Annotated in this window: 22 protein-coding genes, 1 tRNA gene and 1 pseudogene; 16 read left to right on the forward strand and 8 right to left on the reverse strand. The window is 67.6% G+C overall.

The window, feature by feature from the left end:
- Positions 1-84: 84 nt before the first annotated feature.
- The 4 genes from P0204_RS07930 (at position 85) to P0204_RS07945 (ending at position 1,860) form a co-directional block, all read left to right on the forward strand.
- A tRNA-Asp gene (locus P0204_RS07930) sits at positions 85-157 on the forward strand.
- Between the two features lie 106 nt (positions 158-263).
- Entirely contained in the window at positions 264-917 is a 654-nt protein-coding gene (locus P0204_RS07935) for a hypothetical protein (RefSeq protein ID WP_276223168.1), read from the forward strand.
- Between the two features lie 103 nt (positions 918-1,020).
- Positions 1,021-1,341 (forward strand): winged helix-turn-helix transcriptional regulator, encoded by a 321-nt coding sequence (locus P0204_RS07940; protein WP_276223169.1) that lies wholly within the window; start codon positions 1,021-1,023, stop codon positions 1,339-1,341.
- Between the two features lie 30 nt (positions 1,342-1,371).
- Positions 1,372-1,860 carry a metallophosphoesterase family protein gene (locus P0204_RS07945; RefSeq protein ID WP_276223170.1) on the forward strand — a complete coding sequence of 163 codons (489 nt, stop codon included), beginning with the start codon at positions 1,372-1,374 and terminating at the stop codon, positions 1,858-1,860.
- Here the strand turns inward: P0204_RS07945 and P0204_RS07950 are convergent.
- Together P0204_RS07950 and P0204_RS07955 are read right to left on the reverse strand one after the other, a co-directional pair.
- Positions 1,835-2,626, reverse strand: a complete 792-nt coding sequence (locus tag P0204_RS07950) for an inositol monophosphatase family protein (RefSeq protein WP_276223172.1) — start codon at positions 2,624-2,626, stop codon at positions 1,835-1,837. The genes P0204_RS07945 and P0204_RS07950 overlap by 26 nt on opposite strands.
- A gap of 22 nt (positions 2,627-2,648) precedes the next feature.
- Positions 2,649-2,972: a hypothetical protein gene (locus P0204_RS07955; protein WP_276223173.1), complete on the reverse strand. Its 324-nt coding sequence runs from the start codon at positions 2,970-2,972 to the stop codon at positions 2,649-2,651.
- 114 nt (positions 2,973-3,086) lie between these two features.
- Between P0204_RS07955 and P0204_RS07960 the strand changes: the two genes are divergently transcribed.
- Both P0204_RS07960 and P0204_RS07965 read left to right on the forward strand, forming a co-directional pair.
- Positions 3,087-3,851, forward strand: coding sequence for a coenzyme F420-0:L-glutamate ligase (locus tag P0204_RS07960; protein ID WP_276223175.1), 765 nt, complete (start codon positions 3,087-3,089; stop codon positions 3,849-3,851).
- A 1-nt stretch (position 3,852) separates the two neighbouring features.
- Positions 3,853-4,827, forward strand: a complete 975-nt coding sequence (locus tag P0204_RS07965; protein WP_276223177.1) for a 5,10-methylenetetrahydromethanopterin reductase — start codon at positions 3,853-3,855, stop codon at positions 4,825-4,827.
- Here the strand turns inward: P0204_RS07965 and P0204_RS07970 are convergent.
- Complete coding sequence (locus P0204_RS07970; RefSeq protein ID WP_276223178.1) at positions 4,784-5,002, reverse strand: DUF8024 family protein; 219 nt, start codon at positions 5,000-5,002, stop codon at positions 4,784-4,786. The genes P0204_RS07965 and P0204_RS07970 overlap by 44 nt on opposite strands.
- Positions 5,003-5,085: 83 nt before the next feature.
- Here P0204_RS07970 and P0204_RS07975 point away from each other — a divergent pair, with 83 nt between their 5' ends.
- The 6 genes from P0204_RS07975 (at position 5,086) to P0204_RS08000 (ending at position 11,144) form a co-directional block, all read left to right on the forward strand.
- Positions 5,086-5,346 (forward strand): DUF7573 domain-containing protein, encoded by a 261-nt coding sequence (locus P0204_RS07975; RefSeq protein WP_276223180.1) that lies wholly within the window; start codon positions 5,086-5,088, stop codon positions 5,344-5,346.
- Positions 5,347-5,499: 153 nt separating this feature from the next.
- Positions 5,500-6,459: an AAA family ATPase gene (locus tag P0204_RS07980; RefSeq protein ID WP_276223182.1), complete on the forward strand. Its 960-nt coding sequence runs from the start codon at positions 5,500-5,502 to the stop codon at positions 6,457-6,459.
- Positions 6,456-7,427 (forward strand): DUF58 domain-containing protein, encoded by a 972-nt coding sequence (locus tag P0204_RS07985; RefSeq protein ID WP_276223184.1) that lies wholly within the window; start codon positions 6,456-6,458, stop codon positions 7,425-7,427. The genes P0204_RS07980 and P0204_RS07985 overlap by 4 nt, the downstream gene beginning before the upstream one ends.
- Positions 7,424-9,622, forward strand: a complete 2,199-nt coding sequence (locus P0204_RS07990; protein WP_276223186.1) for a transglutaminase TgpA family protein — start codon at positions 7,424-7,426, stop codon at positions 9,620-9,622. Before P0204_RS07985 ends, P0204_RS07990 begins: the two co-directional genes overlap by 4 nt.
- 54 nt (positions 9,623-9,676) lie before the next feature.
- Positions 9,677-9,970 carry a stress response translation initiation inhibitor YciH gene (yciH, locus tag P0204_RS07995; RefSeq protein ID WP_004516073.1) on the forward strand — a complete coding sequence of 98 codons (294 nt, stop codon included), beginning with the start codon at positions 9,677-9,679 and terminating at the stop codon, positions 9,968-9,970.
- A gap of 94 nt (positions 9,971-10,064) precedes the next feature.
- On the forward strand, positions 10,065-11,144 hold the full coding sequence (locus P0204_RS08000) for an ATP-binding protein (protein WP_276223230.1): 1,080 nt from the start codon (positions 10,065-10,067) through the stop codon (positions 11,142-11,144).
- Positions 11,145-11,172: 28 nt separating this feature from the next.
- Here P0204_RS08000 and P0204_RS08005 read toward each other — a convergent pair whose 3' ends face one another.
- Both P0204_RS08005 and engB read right to left on the reverse strand, forming a co-directional pair.
- Positions 11,173-11,592 carry a hypothetical protein gene (locus tag P0204_RS08005; RefSeq protein WP_276223232.1) on the reverse strand — a complete coding sequence of 140 codons (420 nt, stop codon included), beginning with the start codon at positions 11,590-11,592 and terminating at the stop codon, positions 11,173-11,175.
- A gap of 82 nt (positions 11,593-11,674) precedes the next feature.
- Entirely contained in the window at positions 11,675-12,292 is a 618-nt protein-coding gene (engB, locus tag P0204_RS08010; RefSeq protein WP_276223233.1) for a GTP-binding protein EngB, read from the reverse strand.
- A 91-nt stretch (positions 12,293-12,383) separates the two neighbouring features.
- On the opposite strand from engB, the gene P0204_RS08015 reads away from it, so the two are divergent.
- The 3 genes and pseudogenes from P0204_RS08015 (at position 12,384) to P0204_RS21060 (ending at position 15,463) form a co-directional block, all read left to right on the forward strand.
- Positions 12,384-13,670, forward strand: coding sequence for a TIGR00341 family protein (locus P0204_RS08015; protein WP_276223234.1), 1,287 nt, complete (start codon positions 12,384-12,386; stop codon positions 13,668-13,670).
- A 61-nt stretch (positions 13,671-13,731) separates the two neighbouring features.
- A complete protein-coding gene (locus P0204_RS08020; protein WP_276223235.1) occupies positions 13,732-14,442 on the forward strand; it encodes an SIMPL domain-containing protein in 711 nt (236 codons plus the stop codon).
- 62 nt (positions 14,443-14,504) lie between these two features.
- Positions 14,505-15,463, forward strand: a pseudogene (locus tag P0204_RS21060) (calcium/sodium antiporter).
- On the opposite strand, the gene P0204_RS08035 reads toward P0204_RS21060, so the two are convergent.
- On the reverse strand, positions 15,464-16,462 hold the full coding sequence (locus P0204_RS08035; protein ID WP_276223239.1) for an NOG1 family protein: 999 nt from the start codon (positions 16,460-16,462) through the stop codon (positions 15,464-15,466).
- Positions 16,463-16,583: 121 nt separating this feature from the next.
- Here P0204_RS08035 and P0204_RS08040 point away from each other — a divergent pair, with 121 nt between their 5' ends.
- The gene (locus tag P0204_RS08040; protein WP_276223240.1) at positions 16,584-16,904 is read left to right on the forward strand and encodes an ASCH domain-containing protein; all 321 of its coding nucleotides are present in this window, start codon (positions 16,584-16,586) and stop codon (positions 16,902-16,904) included.
- A 2-nt stretch (positions 16,905-16,906) separates the two neighbouring features.
- Here P0204_RS08040 and hisE read toward each other — a convergent pair whose 3' ends face one another.
- Entirely contained in the window at positions 16,907-17,203 is a 297-nt protein-coding gene (hisE, locus tag P0204_RS08045) for a phosphoribosyl-ATP diphosphatase (RefSeq protein ID WP_276223241.1), read from the reverse strand.
- Between the two features lie 36 nt (positions 17,204-17,239).
- Positions 17,240-17,824, reverse strand: coding sequence for a pyridoxal 5'-phosphate synthase glutaminase subunit PdxT (gene pdxT, locus P0204_RS08050; RefSeq protein ID WP_276223242.1), 585 nt, complete (start codon positions 17,822-17,824; stop codon positions 17,240-17,242).
- Positions 17,825-17,894 lie beyond the last annotated feature (70 nt).

A 17,894-nucleotide genomic window follows, 5' to 3' on the forward strand; every position in this document is an offset into this window, starting at 1 on the left:
TCACGGGTCACCATCCCAGGGCGCCACCGTTTGGAAAGTCTTAATACTCCCACCGGGATACGAATGAGTGCAGCAAGGCAGCGTGCCCGGATGGTGTAGTGGCCCATCATACGACCCTGTCACGGTCGTGACGCGGGTTCAAATCCCGCTCCGGGCGTTTCTCTGAATTCAACTCGACAAGCGAGGCGCTCGTCGCCGAGGGACGTCTCGGATCGCCGGAGACGCCGATAGACTGTTTAGGATGCCGGCCAGAACAGGTAGGCATGGACGACGTGGACGGCGAGGAGATGCCAGGGGCGATCGTCGAGCCGTTCCTCGAACGGGAGGAAGGGGCCAGAGCGTTGTTGCGAGAGCTCGAACGACTCGCCGTCGAGGGACGCCACGAGGAAGTCCGCGAGCGAGTGAGAGACCTCGCGGAGAACAACGAATCCGTCTTCTATACGGTCGCGTTCAGTCTCACGAACTCCCGGCAGTTCTTCGGCGACGTGGAGGCACAACTGGACGTGACCGCCGCCGACCGGCTCCGGGACATCGCAGAGACGTTCCCCTCGCTGGCCGAACCGTTCAACATCGTTCGCACGGAGATCGCCGAGGACCGGCACAACCCCGTGACCGATACGAGCTACACGGTGACCTACCACCACGGCGTCGAGTCGCCGATGGTGACCTACCGGCCCCGTTCGGGAGACGTAGATCTGTACGAGTCGAGTGGCACCCCGAGCGAACTCCTGGGTGTCTCGACTGATCTGGCGGCGGCGACGACCGACGCTCTCGATGTCGCTCTGGAGAACGACTACTCGGTCAACACCGAGGAGTTGAGCGCGCTCATCGACAGGCGCGAGGAACTGGAGACCGAGCTATCGAAGCTCCGGGATCAACTGGACGAACTCCGTCGGACGCCGGTCAACGACGAGTGAGTCGGCGGCGTCCCCGACCCAGTATTGTTGGATTTCGTGAAAGAACACAGTGGAACTGTGGCGTTTATGTATCGTCGTCCAATACGTGGGAACAAGATTCTCAATGGGACTGGACCGACTGACAGATCAGGTCGACAAGGAAAGTCGCGACCTTGCCATCCTCGAAGCCGTCATCGAGTCGGGGCCGATCGGGATCGTCCGGCTCGCAGAGGAGACCGGTATCGCCGAGCACAAGGTGCGGTACTCGCTGCGGATGCTCGAAGACGACGAACTGGTCGAGCCGACGCCACAGGGCGCGGTTCCGGCTGACAACATCGACGAGCGAATCGCCGCCATCAACGAGGGGATCGACGACCTCGTCGCACAGCTCACGGAGCTTCGCGGACTCACGCCGAGCGTCGAGCCCGCAGAGAGCGGGCAGTAGTCATTTCTGGCGCGGTCGCCAACCGCCGGTATGGAGATCGCCATCGTCAGCGACACGCATATTCCGTCACGGGCCAGCGGGATTCCGGCCCCGTTCCGGGAGCGTATCGAAGCGGCCGACCACGTGATCCACGCGGGCGACTTCGACAGTGACGGGGCGCTGTCGAACGTCCGAGCGATGTCGGCCCGACTGACCGCCGTCGCGGGGAACATGGACCCACGGACCGGGCTTCCGGAGACGGCGACGGTCGAACTCGGCGGCGTGACCTTCGTCGTCACCCACGGGACCGGCTCGCGGCGGGGCTACGAGGACCGCGTCGCCGACACGGTACGGCACGAAGCCGGGACCGACGCCGTCGGTATCGCGGGCCACACCCACGAACTGCTGGACACGGTCCACGACGGCGTTCGGCTCCTGAACCCGGGTAGTGCGACGGGAGCAGCGCCGGCCGACCGGACGACGATGCTGACCGCCGACGTGAGCGACGGCGATCTCAGTCTAACGGTTCACGAACACTGACCGCCGTCGCCAGCAGTTCTTCGGCCGCGTCGCCGGTCGGTGCGAACGCAGACAGTGGCCCCTCCGCCCGACGGCGACAGCCGGCTTCGGTCGCCAGCAACTCCCCGGGGATCTGCTCGCGCTCGTCGGGGTGGAGACAGACGAACCCGTCTAGCCCACCGCGGGACAGCAGCGCCCAGTGGACGACGGGCGCCCAGGTCTGGATGCACCGCTTGGCGGTCTGTCCCAGTTCCCAGCGGATCTCGTCGGCGTTCTCGCGCCCGGGACCGTCGTAGACGACGGGATGTCCGATGACGAAGGCGACGGTCCCGGCCTCGACGGGTGGCGTCTCGCCGTCGGTGACCGAGACCGACTCGCCGTTGTGGGTCACGCCACCGTCCCGGACGGCGACGTAGGTGTCGCCGAGCGCCGGGAGGGTGACCGCCGCGGCGACGGGATCGTCGGTGTCGGCGTCGACGGCCGCGACAGAGACCCCGAAGGTCGGGATGCCCGCGGCGAAGTTGTTCGTCCCGTCGAGGCCGTCGACGACCCAGCGGTAGTCGCCGTCGCCCTCGTGGTGGCCGGACTCCTCGGCCGTGATGGCGTGGTCCGGGAACTCGGCCCGGAGGCGGTCGACGATCCGCCGCTCGGCCTCGCGGTCGGCGTGGGCCTTCACGTCGGTGGTCCCGTACTCGGCGTCGGTCGTGCCGTCGACGAACCGTTCACGGAGGTAGTCGCCGGCGTCCTCGGCGGCAGTCCGTGCGACGGGTGCGAGATCGGTCGACACGATGGCGTCGTCGGCCAGGACGCTATCGGCTCTTTCGGTTCCGACCGAGGCGGGCCAGCGCCCACAGGCAGACGGCGCCGCCGACGGCAGCCAGGGCCGCCCCGACGGGCCGGAGTACCCCACCCGGCAGTCGTGTGATCGCCTGGGGAGCCTGTGCGGTCGGGACGAGCAGAAAGCGGAAGCCGAGCCCGACGACGACGAGCAGGCCGCCGACGCCGTAGTCCCGGCGCACGGCAGTGGTCGCGGTGCCGCCGGTGACGGTCCTGACGGCGTGAAACGCCAGGAGCAACCCCGCAGTCGACCCCATCGCGTGCAACAGCACGAACGCCGCGAGCCGGGTGTCCATACCGCCCCTGGGGGACTCCGGGTGACACCCGCCGCGGTACCGGCATCGGTTGCCGCCGTCGGCCGGGCTTGCACCTATCGGCGTCCTTTTTCCGACAGCGACCCCAGCGGGGGTATGGAGGTCTTCGCGGTCGAGGGGCTACCCGAAGTGCAACCCGGCGACGACGTCGCCCGCCTCGTCGTCGAACAGACGGATCTCCGGGACGGCGACGTGGTCTGTATCGCTAGCACCGTCGTCTCGAAGGCGGCGGGTCGGCAGGCCGACCTCGACGACTACGCGCCCGGGGAGCAGGCCCGCCGGATCGCCGACGCCATCGGGTCGGTCACCGGCGAGCGCAAGGACCCCCGGTTCGCACAGGCCGTCGTCGAGGAGAGCGAGGAGATCCTCACGGAGGCCCCGTTCGTCCTCGCGGTCACCCGGTTCGGTCACATCACGGTCAACGCCGGCATCGACCGCTCGAACGTCCCGGACGCGGACCTGCTCTTGCTCCCCGAAGATCCGACTGTGAGCGCGGCGCAGTTGCGGGCCGACATCCGCGAGCGGGCGGGCGTCGACGTGGCGGTGATCGTCACGGACACCTCGGGTCGGCCGTTCCGCCTGGGCCAGCGTGGCGTCGCGCTGGGCTGGGCCGGCATCCCGGCCGCACGCGACTGGCGCGGCGAACACGACCGCGAAGGACGGGAACTGAGCGCCACCGTCCAGGCGGTCGTCGACGAACTCGCCGCTGCCGCCAACCTGGTCACCGGCGAGGGTGCCGGCGGAACCCCCGTCGCGGTCGTCCGTGAGTTCGCCTTCGGCGATCACGACGACAGCGACGCCCTCTATCGCGAGGAGGACAGCGACGTCGTCCGCGAGGCGCTCAGAGAGTGGTCACTGTAACATGTACGCTATCGAACTCACCCCGGAACACCCGGTCGCACAGCTCGCAGACTTCGCCACCCAGGCCGAACAGGAGGGCTTCGACGCCGTCTTCGCCAGCCACCACTACAACAACCGCGACCAGTTCATGGCGCTGTCCCAGATGGCCGCTCGCACCGACGAACTCCTGTTGGGACCAGGCATCGCCAACCCCTACGAGACCCACCCGGTGACGCTGGCCTCGCGAGTCGCGACACTCGCGGAGCAGAGCGACGGGCGGGCCGTCTTCGGCGTCGGACCTGGCGACAAGTCGACGATCAGGAACCTCGGGTTCGACCACGACGACGCGCTCCGGCGGGTCTTAGAGACGTTCAAAGTCGCAAAGCGGCTCTGGGACGGCGAGCGCGTCGACCACGACGGGACCTTCGAGGCCGTCGACGCCGGCCTCAACTACGACGCCGGCGAGATCCCGGTCTACGTGGGCGCACAGGGGCCACACATGACACGGATGGCTGCGAAACACGCCGACGGCGCGCTGTACAACGGCTCACATCCGAAGGACCTGGCCTGGGCTCGCGAACAAGTCACGGAGATGGCCGACGACCGCGTCGCCGAGGGGGAGTTCGACCTGGCAGCCTACGCCAGCGTCTCGGTCGCCGAGGACGCCGACGCCGCCCGCGAAGCCGCGCGCCCGCCGGTCGCGTTCGTCGCCGGTGGCTCACCCCCACCCGTGCTGGACCGCCACGGCATCGACCACGACACCGCGGGCGAGATCGGTGACGCCATCTCCGCCGGCGAGTTCGAGGATGCCTTCGGGATGGTGACCGAGCCGATGCTGGACGCGTTCTGTGTCGCCGGCACGCCCGACGAGGTAGCCGAGCGGACCGAAGAACTGCTTGCCCACGCCGACAGCGTGGTGTTCGCGTCACCACTCGGCCCCGACATCGAGACGGCTATCGACCTGCTTGGGGCGGTTGTCGACCGCCAGCACCGCTGAACAGCGAGAGCACGGCACCGATCGAGAGGTAGCCAAAGACGGCCGAAGAGAGCCCGACGAACGTCGCACCGATGAGGATCAGGACGGCCGAGATCGGGTCACTCAGTGCGATGTCGATGAACCTGCCGGGCATGTCGATGACGCTCTGGACGAGTTGTGAGAGGAGGCCTTGCATACCCGGTCGTTAGCGGTGGCCCCACTTTGTGTTTCCGTTCGTGGCGAGTCAGCTATTTCCCGCTGGCGCGGTAGCTACCACGTATGGCCGAAGACGTTTCGCTCGACGAATTTCTGCACGACGACGAGTCCGCGGAGGCCCCGGCTGAGGACTCAACAGGATCGGAGCCGACGAGCGACGACGGTACAGCGACCGACCGTGGCGAGTCCGACGACATCGAACCCGCGACGACGACCTACGCCTGGTCCGGCGACGGGGCGGCCTGTGCAGCCTGTGGCACCGTCGTCGAGCGCCGCTGGCAGCAGGACGGCTCCCTCGTCTGTTCGGCCTGCAAGGAGTGGTAACGCGAGTGTGTGTCGGGTGCCCATCCACCAGAGTTACGTGTCCTCACACCTAAGGAGCCGCCATACTGGAACCGCGCATGGAGTGGGCGAACACCCGTGACGACCCGATTGTCACCCTCCCGTCGCCGGTGTTCGTCGCGCGGGCCACAACCTATGACTGACACGGATACATCACGCGGACAGCAGTCGGACAGTCCCGTACGTGACGCGACACGGGTCGCGACGCGCGTCATCGAGAACGTCGAGGAAGTCATCGTCGGCCACCACGACGAGATCGAACACATCGTCATCGCCCTGCTGGGTCGCGGCCACGTCCTCCTGGAGGACGTCCCCGGGGTCGGCAAGACCATGCTCGCCCGATCGGTCGCCGCCTCCTTCGACGGGGAGTTCAAGCGGGTGCAGTTCACCCCGGATCTGCTCCCCACTGACGTCACCGGCGTCAACGTCTTCAACCAGAAGACCCAGGAGTTCGAGTTCCGGCCCGGTCCGATCTTCGCCAACGTCGTCCTGGGTGACGAGATCAACCGCGCCCCGCCAAAGACCCAGTCGGCGCTGCTGGAGGCGATGGAGGAAGGGCAGGTCTCCGTCGACGGAACGACCCACGCCGTCCCCAGCCCCTTCACCGTCATCGCCACGCAGAACACCGTCGAGCGCAACCGGGCCTACGACCTGCCGATGGCCGAACTCGACCGGTTCATGACGAAACTCCACCTCGGCTATCCGGAAGCCGACGAGGAGTCGGCGATGCTGGGCGAGGTCGTCGGCCACCACCCCATCGAGGAACTGACCTCGGTGGCGACCTTAGAACAGTTGACGGCCGCACAGAACACCGTCGCCGACGTGACAGTCGAGGAGCCGATCCGGACCTACGCGACGCGACTGGCCCGGTTTACCCGCGAACACGCCGAACTGGGCGTGAGCCCCCGGGGGAGTATCTCGCTGCTTCGAGCGGCACAGGCCCGGGCGGTCCTGGACGGCCGTGAGTACGTCGTCCCCGACGACCTCCAGACCGAGGCCCCGGTCGTGCTCCCCCACCGGATCCGGACCGACAGCAGCGACCAGTCGGCGACCGACCTCGTCCGTGAGGCCCTCGACAGCGTTCCGGTCGAATGAGACCGACACGCCGGGGCCTGGCCGTGCTGCTCGTCGCGGCGGCGGCGTTCGTCATGGGGACGCGGTACGGGCAGGCCGGGCTCAACGCCGTCGCCGGCCCGGCAGTGGTACTGTTCCTGGCAGCGACCGTCCAGGTGCTGTGGTCCGGTCCGCCGACGATCGACCGGGACAAGCCTCGCCGGGGATACCCCGGCGACGAACGGACCGTCGCGTTCGACGCCGACGGCAACGGGCTCGCTCGACTGGCGGACGAGGTCCCCGACGGCGTCGACGGCGACGGGCGGGTCACCCGCTCGCTGCCCACGACGGTCCGGTACGACGTGACCTACACCGACCGCGGTCCCAAGCAGTTCGGCCCGGTCGAGGCCGTCGTCACCGATCCGCTGGGACTCGTCCGCAGACAGTATACGGTCGACGCGACGACCGAGACGCTGGTGTACCCGCCGGTGTACCGGATCGGCGGCCCGAAGACGTTCTCGCGGACGCTCGCGCCCGACGCCGAGGACCGACAGGCGTTCGACCGCCTGCGCGAGTACGTTCCCAGCGACTCGCTGCGGGACGTCCACTGGAAGTCGAGCGCCAAACGCGACGAGATGCTCGTCAAGGAGTTCGCCGACCACCACAGCGACCAGGGGTTGCTCGTCGTCGGCGAGGCCGACGAGGGGGTCGCCGACGAGATGGCGGCCGCTACCGCGACGGTCGCGATGGCCGCACTGGAGGCCGGACTGACCGTCGAGTTGACCGTTCCGGGCGGGACCGTCTCGAAGGGATACGGCGACACCCACCGGACCCGACTGCTGGAGACGCTCGCACGGACCGGCGCCGGCGAGACCGGGCGGGCCGACGCGGCCGACATCCTCGTGACGGCCCGCGAGACGGGCGTGACCGTCACCATCGAGGGACGCCGACACCGCTTCGGGGACGTGACGACCAGCCGCGAGAACCCGCTGGCCGGGGGTGAGGCATGAACGGGCCGACCGTCTGGCTTCGGGACCGGTTGCCCGACGAGCCCCGCCTGTTCGCGCTGCTGTCGGTCGCGCTGGTGCTCGGAGCGCCGCTGCGGACGATGTACCACCTCACCGACGTGGTCGGGTCGCCGACGCTGTTTCTCGTGTTGGTGGCGCTGGCACTGGCCGGTGCGACCCTGATCGCCCGGGTGTTACGGCCCGGTTTCGCCATCGCGATCGGTGCCGTCCTGTTTACCGCCGGGATCGCCTGGTACGTGACGAACCTCTCGACCGATCCCGAGCTGGCTGCGCTGGTGCGTGACACGATCGCGCTCGTGACCGGCCGATCGCTGCTCCAGATCGCCAACGTCCGGCTGTGGGTGTTATCGTTCGCGCCCGCACCGGTGTTTCTGACGTGGTACTTCGCGCTGCGACGGTGGTACGTCACCGCGACAGTCAGCGCGGGGACGACGCTCGCCTTCTTCGTGCTGACGACGGACGCCGGGCTGGTGACGACGCTGCTCGGCGTGGTCGGCGCGGTCGCGACGCTCGGGTTCGGGAACCTGGACGTGATCGACGAAGGGACCGAGCCGGCTCCCGACCCCGACACGGACGGCTCCGCAGACGGGATCGACGCCAGCCGGCGGGCGGTACTGGAACAGCTCGCGGCAGTCATCATCGTTCCGTCGGTGGTCTCGACGATCCCCTCGGTCACGGGGAGTTCGTTGTCGTTTACCGACGACACCGACGGTCCGACCATCGAGACGAGTCTGATCAACGCGGACGAGACGCTGTCGGTCCAGGGCGACATCTCGCTGACGCCGACCGTGCGGTTCACCGTCGAGAGCGACGAACCCCGCTACTGGCGGGTCGCGGCCTACGACCGCTACACCGGTGACGGCTGGGTCCGAACCGGGAGTGCGCGCTCCTACGGCGGACGCCGGCTCTCAGGCCCGGACGGCGACAGCCGGACGCTCCGACAGTCCTTCGAGGTCGAATCGGCGATCGCGACGGCTCCCGGTGCCTGGAAAGCAGTCCGGTACCGCGGCGATCCCGACTTCGAGGTGACCGCCCACGACGGGTTCCAGCCGGCGGGGGAGCTGTCGGTCGGCGATAGCTACGAGGTCACCTCCGAGGTCCTGCTCGCGACACCTCAGCAGCTCCGGGACGCGGGGACCGACTATCCCGACCAAGTCCGCCAGCGCTACCTCCAGTTGCCCGACAGCACACCCGATCGGGTCCGCGAGCGGACCACGACCCTGACCAGCAACGCCGAGAACCCCTACGAGACGGCGCTGGTCGTCGAGCAGTGGCTCGAAAACAACCGCGAGTACTCCCTGGAGGTCGACAGACCCGACCGGAACGTCGCCGATCGCTTCCTGTTCGAGATGGATCGAGGCTACTGCGTCTACTTCGCGACGACGATGGTCGTGATGTTACGGACCCAGGGTATCCCGGCACGGCTGACGGTCGGCTACACGCCGGGCGAGCGCGTCGACGAGGAGCGGTGGGTCGTCCGCGGGCTGAACTCCCACGCCTGGGTCGAGGTGTACTTCCCCGAGCAGGGGTGGGTACGGTTCGACCCGACCCCCACCGGCCCGCGCGAACAGGCCGAGCAGAGCGAACTCGAAGACGCCCGCAGTGCCGCGGTCCCCAACGTCGATACCGGGCAGACCGGCAGCCAGGGGTTCAGTTCGACACCGACGCCGACGCCGCCACCGCTGACCGAAACCGACACCAACGCCACAACCGACACGGGCGCGACGCCGACGCCGCTACAGAACAATCCCGACACGCCGTCGGGACCAGGGAATCCCGGGGCGGCCGCCGACGGGATCGGCAGCGACATCGACCTCCCGTCCCGCGAAGAGGCCACACTGGGAGTCGTCGCCCTCCTGGGGGTCGCCGCGGGTGCCCGCCGGAGCGGGCTCTCGGAACGCCTGTACAGGGCAGTGTGGGTCCGGTACCAGCGACGGGTCGACCCCGAGACGGACGTCGAGCGGGCGTTCCAGCGTGTGCTGTACGTCCTCGGTCGTCGGAACCGGCAACGACGGGACGGTGAGACGGTCCGGGCCTACCTCGATGCGATCGATGCGGACCAACGGGTTCGTCGGCTGGCACAGCTACGCGAACGGGCGCGATACGGCGGCCGGGTCGACGAGGCGACCGCCGACACAGCCGTCGAACTCGCCGACGAAGTGGTCTCCGAGCAGTGAGCGTCGGGTTCCCCCGACAGTGTTTAATACCAAGGTTTCGTACTGCCCGGTGTAATGTCGGAAGTCTGCTCGACGTGCGGGTTGCCTGAGGAGCTCTGCGTCTGCGAAGACGTGGCCAAAGAGTCTCAGGAGATCAACATCCGCATCGACGAGCGCCGTTACGGGAAAGAGGTAACGATCATCGAGGGGTTCGACCCGAAAGACGTCGACATGGACTCCCTGTCTTCGGATCTGAAGTCAAAGTTCGCCTGCGGCGGGACGGTCGAAGACGGCCAGATCGAACTCCAGGGCAACCACACCGGTCGCGTCGAGGACTTCCTCCGCGACAAAGGTTTCAACGTCGCCTGATCACCCGAGTTCCCCTTCTGTGGTCCGTCACCGACGTTATCAGTGGCGACACTGGGGGTGCAACGTTTTTCCCTCGTGATCTCTCGAAACCGGTATGGACCGCCACCAGCTCGCCAAGGAGTCGCCGATCGGCGTGGTTCTGTTCGGCGGGCTGTTGCTCTTTGCCGCCGTGTTCTATCACATCGACGAGTTGCTCCTGCTGGACAACCCGGTGGGTCCAGCCCTGGCGCTCCTGCTCGATGGTACACCGGCGCTGGCGCTCGTCGTCGCCGGGTACTGGCTCTGGTGCTCGCCCTTCGATCCCAAAGGGCGGTGGACAGTGTCGACCTGGACAGTCGCCGGGAGCGTCGCCGGCGGACTCGTCATCGGTGGGACCATCGGCGTCCGACTCTACGAAGGGCGACCTCTGGTAGAACCGGTGTTTCCGCTGTTGACCGGGCTCGGGATGGGCGGGGTCGCCGGCGCAGTCGCCGGCTACTTCAACGCGCGAGCGAAGCAGGACGCACGCCGGGCTGCGGTCCTGACCGACGCCTTGTCTTTCGTCAACAGCGTCATCAGACACGATCTGTTGAACGATCTGACGGCGATCCGCGGGCATGCAGACGTCCTCGCCGAGGACCACCGACCGGAGAGCGTCGACGTCATCAGCCGGAAGGCCAACGAGGCGACCGAGCGTATCGAGACCAGTCGATCGATCGTCGAGACGGTGACCGGCAATGGGAGCTTCGAGCCGATCGATCTGGTCGCGGTGGTCGAGGCGGTGACCGCACAGACGAGAGAGACGACACTGGCGACAGTGACGACCGACTGTCCCGAGACGGCGATGGTCCGGGCCAACGACGGACTCGAATCGATCGTCGACAACCTCGTCGAGAACGCCGTCGAACACGCGGAGGGAGCCGAGCCGCGCGTCCACGTCACCGTCAGCCAGACCGCCGGGACGGTCCGGCTGACCGTCGCCGACGACGGCCCGGGCATCGACCAGGCGACCGCACGCACACTGTTCGACAACGCCTCGGGCGACGCGAGCGGGCTGAGCATCGTCGACCGCCTCGTCGCGGCCTACGACGGGACCGTGTGGGCGACCCCCCGCAGCAGGTACGACGGACTCGGGGCACCCGAGTGGGACGAAACCGGCGGGACAGTGTTCGTCGTGGACCTCCCGGCGGTCTGAGCGAGTGCGGGTCCGGAGTCACAGGGAGTCACCGCAACGTCCGGAGTCCGAACTGATCGAACCAGTGGTCGACCCCGGTCCGAAGCAACGCTTCGACGATCCCGACGGCGACTGCGACACCCAACAGGAGCGGCCAGACGGTCAGATACGACGAGAGCGGGTGGAGGTGACTGCCGTAGAGTGACTGCCAGACCGTATCGCCCAGTATCCACAGCGTCATCAGAGTCGGTGTGAGCAACGACAGCCTGAGCAGCAGATACAGCGGGACGGCACCGCTCAGGAACATCCCGCCGCCGGCATAGAGGAAGCCGACGGCGACAGCCGGGAGCGAGCTATCCCCGAAGGACACACCCGACGAGAAGATCCAGGTGAGGACGGCCACCGCGTAGCCGACGCCACCGGCCGTCGAGATGACACCGGCACTGTGGTGGGAGGGCAGTCGGACCATATCGGGGGTTCCGGTGCCGACCACAAAAAGTCAATCGGGAGACGTGTCGGGAGCCCGATCGACCTGGGACGGTGACAGCACCTCAGAAGAACTGGAACAGATCGTCGCGCCGTGCGTCGTGGAGGTGGGTCCTGACCGCTTCGTTCAGGGCGTCGATATCGCCGCGTTTGGCGCTGATCGGTGCGATCGTCTCCTGCCACTGCTGCCAGGGCGGGTGCAGCCCCAGTCGATCACAGAGTTCGTTCAGCCGTTCGTCCTCGTCGTCGACCTTGTCCATCTTGTTGACCGCGACGACCGGTTCGACGCCGACCTCCCGGAGGAAGTGGAACATCTCCACGTCGTGGGGGATCTCGTCGGGGCCGGAGTGGCGATCGATGATGTCGACGACGGCCTTCCCGTCGACGACGAGGACGCCGACCAGGATCTTCTCGGCGTTGGTCTCGACGTAGCGGACGACGTCGGCCTTGATCCGCTCGCGCACGTCGTCGGGGACGCCCTTCATGAACCCGAAGCCGGGCAAGTCCGTCAACACGAAATCGGGGCCGGCCCAGTCGTAGTGGTTCGGGCTGCGGGTGACCCCGGGGTTCTGGCCAGTGTCGAAGGTGTGGCCGGTCAGCTCCCGCATCAGCGTCGACTTGCCGACGTTGGACCGGCCGACGAGGACCACCTCGCTGCCGCGGTTGGGGCGTGACTCGAACATACCCCGTCTACTCCGTCGAACGGGAAAAGCGCGTCAGTTTCCGCCTGGCCCCGACAGGGCCTTTTTGTCCCCAGGGATCGGACCGATAGCCGTGCGGCTGGTCCAGATCACGATTCCGACGGGCAAGCGAGACGCGGTGTTGGACGTCCTCGAAACCGAGGAGATCGACTACGTACTGAACGACGAGACGAGCGGCCGGGAGTTCACCGCCGTCGTCTCGTTCCCGCTGCCGACCAACGCCGTCGAGCCGGTGTTGGAGGAACTCCGGTCGGTCGGGATCGACGACGACGCCTACACCGTCGTCCTGGAGGCCAACACAGTCATCTCGAAGCGATTCGAGGAACTCGAAGACCGGTACGCCGAGGAGGAAGACGAGGACCGTATCGCCCGCGAGGAACTGACGGCGAAGGCCCGGGACCTGGCACCGTCGCTGTCGACCTACGTCATCATGACGGTCATCAGTGCGGTCATCGCCACGGCCGGGCTCCTACTGGACTCGCCGGCGGTCGTCGTCGGCTCGATGGTCATCGCGCCGTTGATCGGGCCAGCGATGACCGCGAACGTCGGGACCGTCGTCGACGACCACGAGTTGTTCGTCCGCGGGGTCAAGCTCCAGGCGATCGGCTTGCTCGTGGCCATCGCGAGCGCGACCGTCTTCGCGGCGCTCGTCCGCTACGCCCACGTCATCCCACCGCTGGCCGACGTTACCTCGGTCGGGCAGATCCGCGAGCGGGTCGCGCCCGACTTCCTCTCGCTCGTGGTCGCGATCGGTGCCGGCGCGGCGGGCGTACTCAGTCTCACCAGCGGCGTCTCGACGGCACTGGTCGGCGTGATGATCGCCGTCGCGCTCATCCCGCCGGCGGCGACGGTCGGCATCGGCATCGCCTGGGGCCAACCGCTCGTGAGCCTCGGATCGGGCGTGTTGGTGCTGGTGAACGTCCTCTCGATCAACCTCGCGGTCCTCGTGGGGTTGTGGTACCAGGGGTACCGGCCCGAACACTGGTTCCGGGAGGGTGACGCTCGTTCGGCGACCATCCAGCGGATCGGCGTCCTCGTGGTCTCGATTCTGGTCCTCTCGGCGTTTCTGGGGGGCGTGACACTCGACTCGTTCAACCGCGCGACGACCGAGGAGGACATCCGAACGGGGATCGAAGACGGCGCCGACGAGCACGTACGGATACTCGGCGTGGAGGTCGAGTACACCAACACGGCCATCTTCCAGCGACCCCAGCGCGTGATCGTCACCGTCGGCCTCCCGCCCAGCGCGAACGGCGGACCGCCGGGACTGGCCGACGAGTTCGACGCCATCGCCGACCGGGCCGCCGGGCGGGACGTGGAGACCGAGGTCCACTACGTCACCGTCGAAAGTACCGCCTAACGGTCAAGGTCGGCTTTGAGCGTACGATTATATAAATAGTGCCGGCCGCGTTCCCCCAGCTATGGACGCGAAACTACTTGCGATCAGTGGCGCAGTCGTACTGTTGGCAGTCGGCGCTGTCGGCCTGACAGTCGGGAATACGGGACAGGCGACGACACCGGACAACGCGACGGTCAGCGTCAGCGCGGACGCGGACGTGGAACGGACGCCCGACCGGGCGGTCGTCACCGTCGCGGCCGTCGGTCGCGGTGAGACCGCCGAAGCAGCACGTAACGCCCTCAGCGGCGACGCACAGTCGATCCAGCAGGCACTCAGCGGCGAAGACGCGACGGTGACCTCCTCGCGGTTCCGGATCGAACCGGAGTACGAGCGGACCGAGACCGGCCGTGAACAGGTCGGCTACATCGCCGTCCACACCATCGAGGCCGAGACCGGCGACGTGAACACGACCGGGACGCTCGTCGACACCGCCGTCGACGCCGGCGCCGACCGCGTCGAAGGGATCCGCTACGAACTGAACGAACAGACCCGGCAGGACGCCCGCGAGGAGGCCCTGCAGACGGCGATGGATCGGGCGCGTGCCGACGCGGACACGGTCGCCGACGCTGCCGACCGCTCGGTCGGTGACGTGGCCACGATCCAGACGAGCCAGAGCGACAACTACGTCGTCTACGCGGAGACCGCGGCCGCCGACGCCGGCGGGCGGACGACCATCCAACCGACGACGATCACCGTCGACGCGTCGGTCCAGGTGACCTACACGCTAGACTGACGCGGCCAGACGGGCGGGTTCGAGAGGAACTTTCATCCCCCTGTCGCCAGTGGTCCTACTCGATGGTCACAGGCGGCCCCGTCGTCCAACTCGGTGTCATCGTCGGCTCCGTGCTCGGCCTCTGGGTCGGCGCACGGCTCCTGGTAGACGCCGTCGTGCGTCTCGCCCGCCGCTTTGGCCTCTCGGACCTCACTATCGGGCTGACGATCGTCGCGGCCGGCACCTCGACGCCGGAGCTTGCCGTCTCGGTCGACAGCGCATTGAAGGGGCTGGGCGACATCGCCGTCGCGAACGTCCTCGGGTCGAACATCTACAACCTGGCGTTCATCCTCGGGATCGTCTCGCTGATACGGGTCCTGCCAGTCACCGAGGGGCTCGTCCGGCGGGACGGCGTCGCCCTGCTGGCGAGTGTCGGCCTCGGCGGTGTCGTCCTGCTCGACGGCGCTGTGACGCGGATCGAGGGGGCCGTCCTGCTGGGCTCGTTTCTGGCGTACACGGCGTATCTCCTCCGGACCACGGGCGGGACCGAATCGGCGTCTGCGGACGCCGTGACGCGAGGGGTCACCGAACGGGTGTCGTTCCGCGGCCGGGACGCCCTGTTGTGGTCGCCGGACTGGCGATCATCCTGGTGAGTGGGGACTACATGGTGCTGGCGGCGTCGGCGCTGGCCCGCGGCGCCGGGATCTCCGAGTGGGTCATCGGCGGCACGATCGTCGCGGCCGGCACCTCGACCCCGGAGTTCGCCGTCTCGCTGGTGGCGATCAGACGTGGGAGCCTCGGCGTCTCCATCGGGAACGTCGTCGGTAGCAACATCTACAACAGCACGGGTATCGTCGGCGTGGCGGCGCTCGTCCGCCCGCTGACGGTCAGCGGGACGGCGGCGGAGACGCTGCTGTGGCTGGGGGTCGTCTCGGTCGCCATGGTCACGGCGCTGTGGACCGGGCGCGTGCTGTCCCGACTGGAGGGGGCGCTGTTCGCGGCCTCGGAGATGGTTCGGTGGGCGCTCGGACTGCTCGGGTAGTCACTCCTCGTCGAAGGGGAGTTCGAGTTCGTAGTCGACGGCCTCGACGGCGGCGTCGAGGACGCCCTCGACGTTGTCGGCTTCGGTGACGCTCATGTAGTGGTCGGCCTCGACGTCCGTCGAGAGGTCGCTCTTGTTGGCGATCGTCAGGACCGGCACGTCGAAGCGCTCGGCGATGGCGTCACGGAGTTCGAGTTGCTGGGAGAGGGGGTACCCACAGTTGCCCGTCGGGTCCAGCAGGACCAGGACGGCGTCGGCGGCGTGTTCGAGCGCGCTGACCGCCTGTGACTCGATCTCGTTTCGCTCCTCCGGCGGTCGGTCCAGCAGTCCCGGCGTGTCGACCAGTTGGTACCGGATGCGCCCGTCCTCGAAGTGACCGACGCGGATCTGTGTCGTCGTGAAGGGGTAAGCCGCGATCTCGTTGTCCGCGCGGGTGACGGTGTTGACGAAGGAGGACTTGCCGACGTTGGGGTAGCCGGCGACGACGATGGTCGGCTCGTCGGGTCGGATGTCGGGGAGGACTTTCAGGGCGTCACGGGCCGTCGAGACGGCCGCGAGATCCTCCTCGACCTGTTCGACGACGTCGGCCATGCGGGCAAACGCCTGCTTGCGGAGTTTGCGGGCGGTCTCCTTGTCGCCGCGGACGAGACGGCTCTCGTACTCCTGGCGGATCTCCTTTGCTTTCCGGCCGGCCCAGGAGACGCGCGAGAGGTGCTGTTTCAGGTCGTCGATACCCTGTTGCTGGTCGCTCTCGGCGGAATCGTCGATCACGGCGTCGGCCAGTTCCACGTAGAACGGCTCCAACTCGTCGATGGTCGGCCAGGACTGGGCGACGTTCTGGAGGTTGTCCGAGACGATGTTCGAGGCGGTCATCAGCATCGACTGCTGGGCCTCGACGCCCTCCTTGGCGCCGCCGGCCCGGGTCGCTCGCGAGAACGCCTTGTCCAGTATCTCCTCGGACGTCGGCGTCGTCGGTAGATTCTCGAAGGGATGGCTCATTGACACGGTGTAGACGGCGACGGGGTAAAAGGTCGTCCAATCGGCGATTGGCGTGTGTACAGTCGCCACAGCGGCCCGCTTTCGGCCGACCGCTTTTGTCGCTCGCGCCGTGACTACCGGTATGGCACACATCGACGCCGGCGAACTCCTGCCAAACGAGCACGTCCAGCAGATGGCCGCCGCGGGCCGAGTCACACAACTACACCGCGGGCACGCCTACGCAGAGGCGGGCGATACCTTCGAGATCGACGGGCAACGGTTCGAGGTGACCGACGTGACCCGGCGAACGCTCGGCGATCTGACCGACGAGGACGCCCGCCGCGAAGGGTCTGAGGACCTGGATGCCTACCGCCAGCGGCTCGAACGCGTCCACGACTCCTTCGAGTGGGACGACGACAGCGAGGTCGTCCGCCACCGGTTCGAAGCCGTCGACGGCGAGTGAGGCTACCGTCGCGTTTCCAGTTCGTCCAGCAGGTCCTCGACGTCCATCTCCTTCATCGACAGCAGGACGAGCATGTGGTAGACGATATCCGCGGCTTCGTGGGCGATCTCCTCACGGTCGTCGTCTTTGGCTGCCAAAACGAGTTCCGTCGTCTCCTCGCCGAGTTTCTCTAAGACGGCGTTTTCTCCTTTCTCGTGGGTGAACAGCGAGGCAGTGTAGGAGTCCTCGGGGAGAGTCTCCTTGCGGTCCTCGATGACCTCGAACAGCTCCCGGACGATGTCGGCGTCGCTGTCGCGCATACCGGCTCGTCGACGGGCGAGCGTTTCAACCCGTCGCTACGCCTCGAAGAAGACCAGATCGTGGAGCCGGGAGTCCGCGGTCAGCTCCGGGTGGAAGGAAGTCCCGACGACGGGACCGTCACGGACCGCAACCGCCTGATCGTCCCAGGTCGCCAGGACCTCCACGTCGTCGCCGACGTAGTCGATCAGCGGCGCCCGGATGAACACCGCCGGGAACGGTTCGTCCAGCCCCGAGACGTCGAGGGCGGCCTCGAAACTGTCTTTCTGTCGGCCGAAGGCGTTGCGCTCGACGGTGACGTCGACGAGGTTCAGCGTGTCCACGCGGTCGTCGTGGGCGTCGCTGGCGGCGACGATGAGCCCGGCACAGGTCGCGAGCACGGGTTTTCCGGCCGCGACGTGGGTCTGGATCTCCTCGTCGAGACCGATGCGGTGGATGTGTCGTGAGATCGTCGTGGATTCGCCACCCGGCATGAGCAAGACGTCACAGTCGGGGACGAGCCCGGCCTCGCGGATCTCGACGACCTCGGCAGTCTCGTCGTGGGCCGCGGCGGCCCGTTCGATCGCCGCCGCGTGTTCCGAGACGTCGCCCTGGACAGCGAGTACACCCGCCCGAAGAGTCATGTGACACGGTACGGGGGCGGGAGTCAAAACCCCCTCGCCTCGGTGACAGTGCCAAACCGTTAGGTAGCGG

The organism is Haloarcula halophila (assembly GCF_029278565.1).
GTDB classification, from domain to species: Archaea; Halobacteriota; Halobacteria; order Halobacteriales; family Haloarculaceae; genus Haloarcula; species Haloarcula halophila.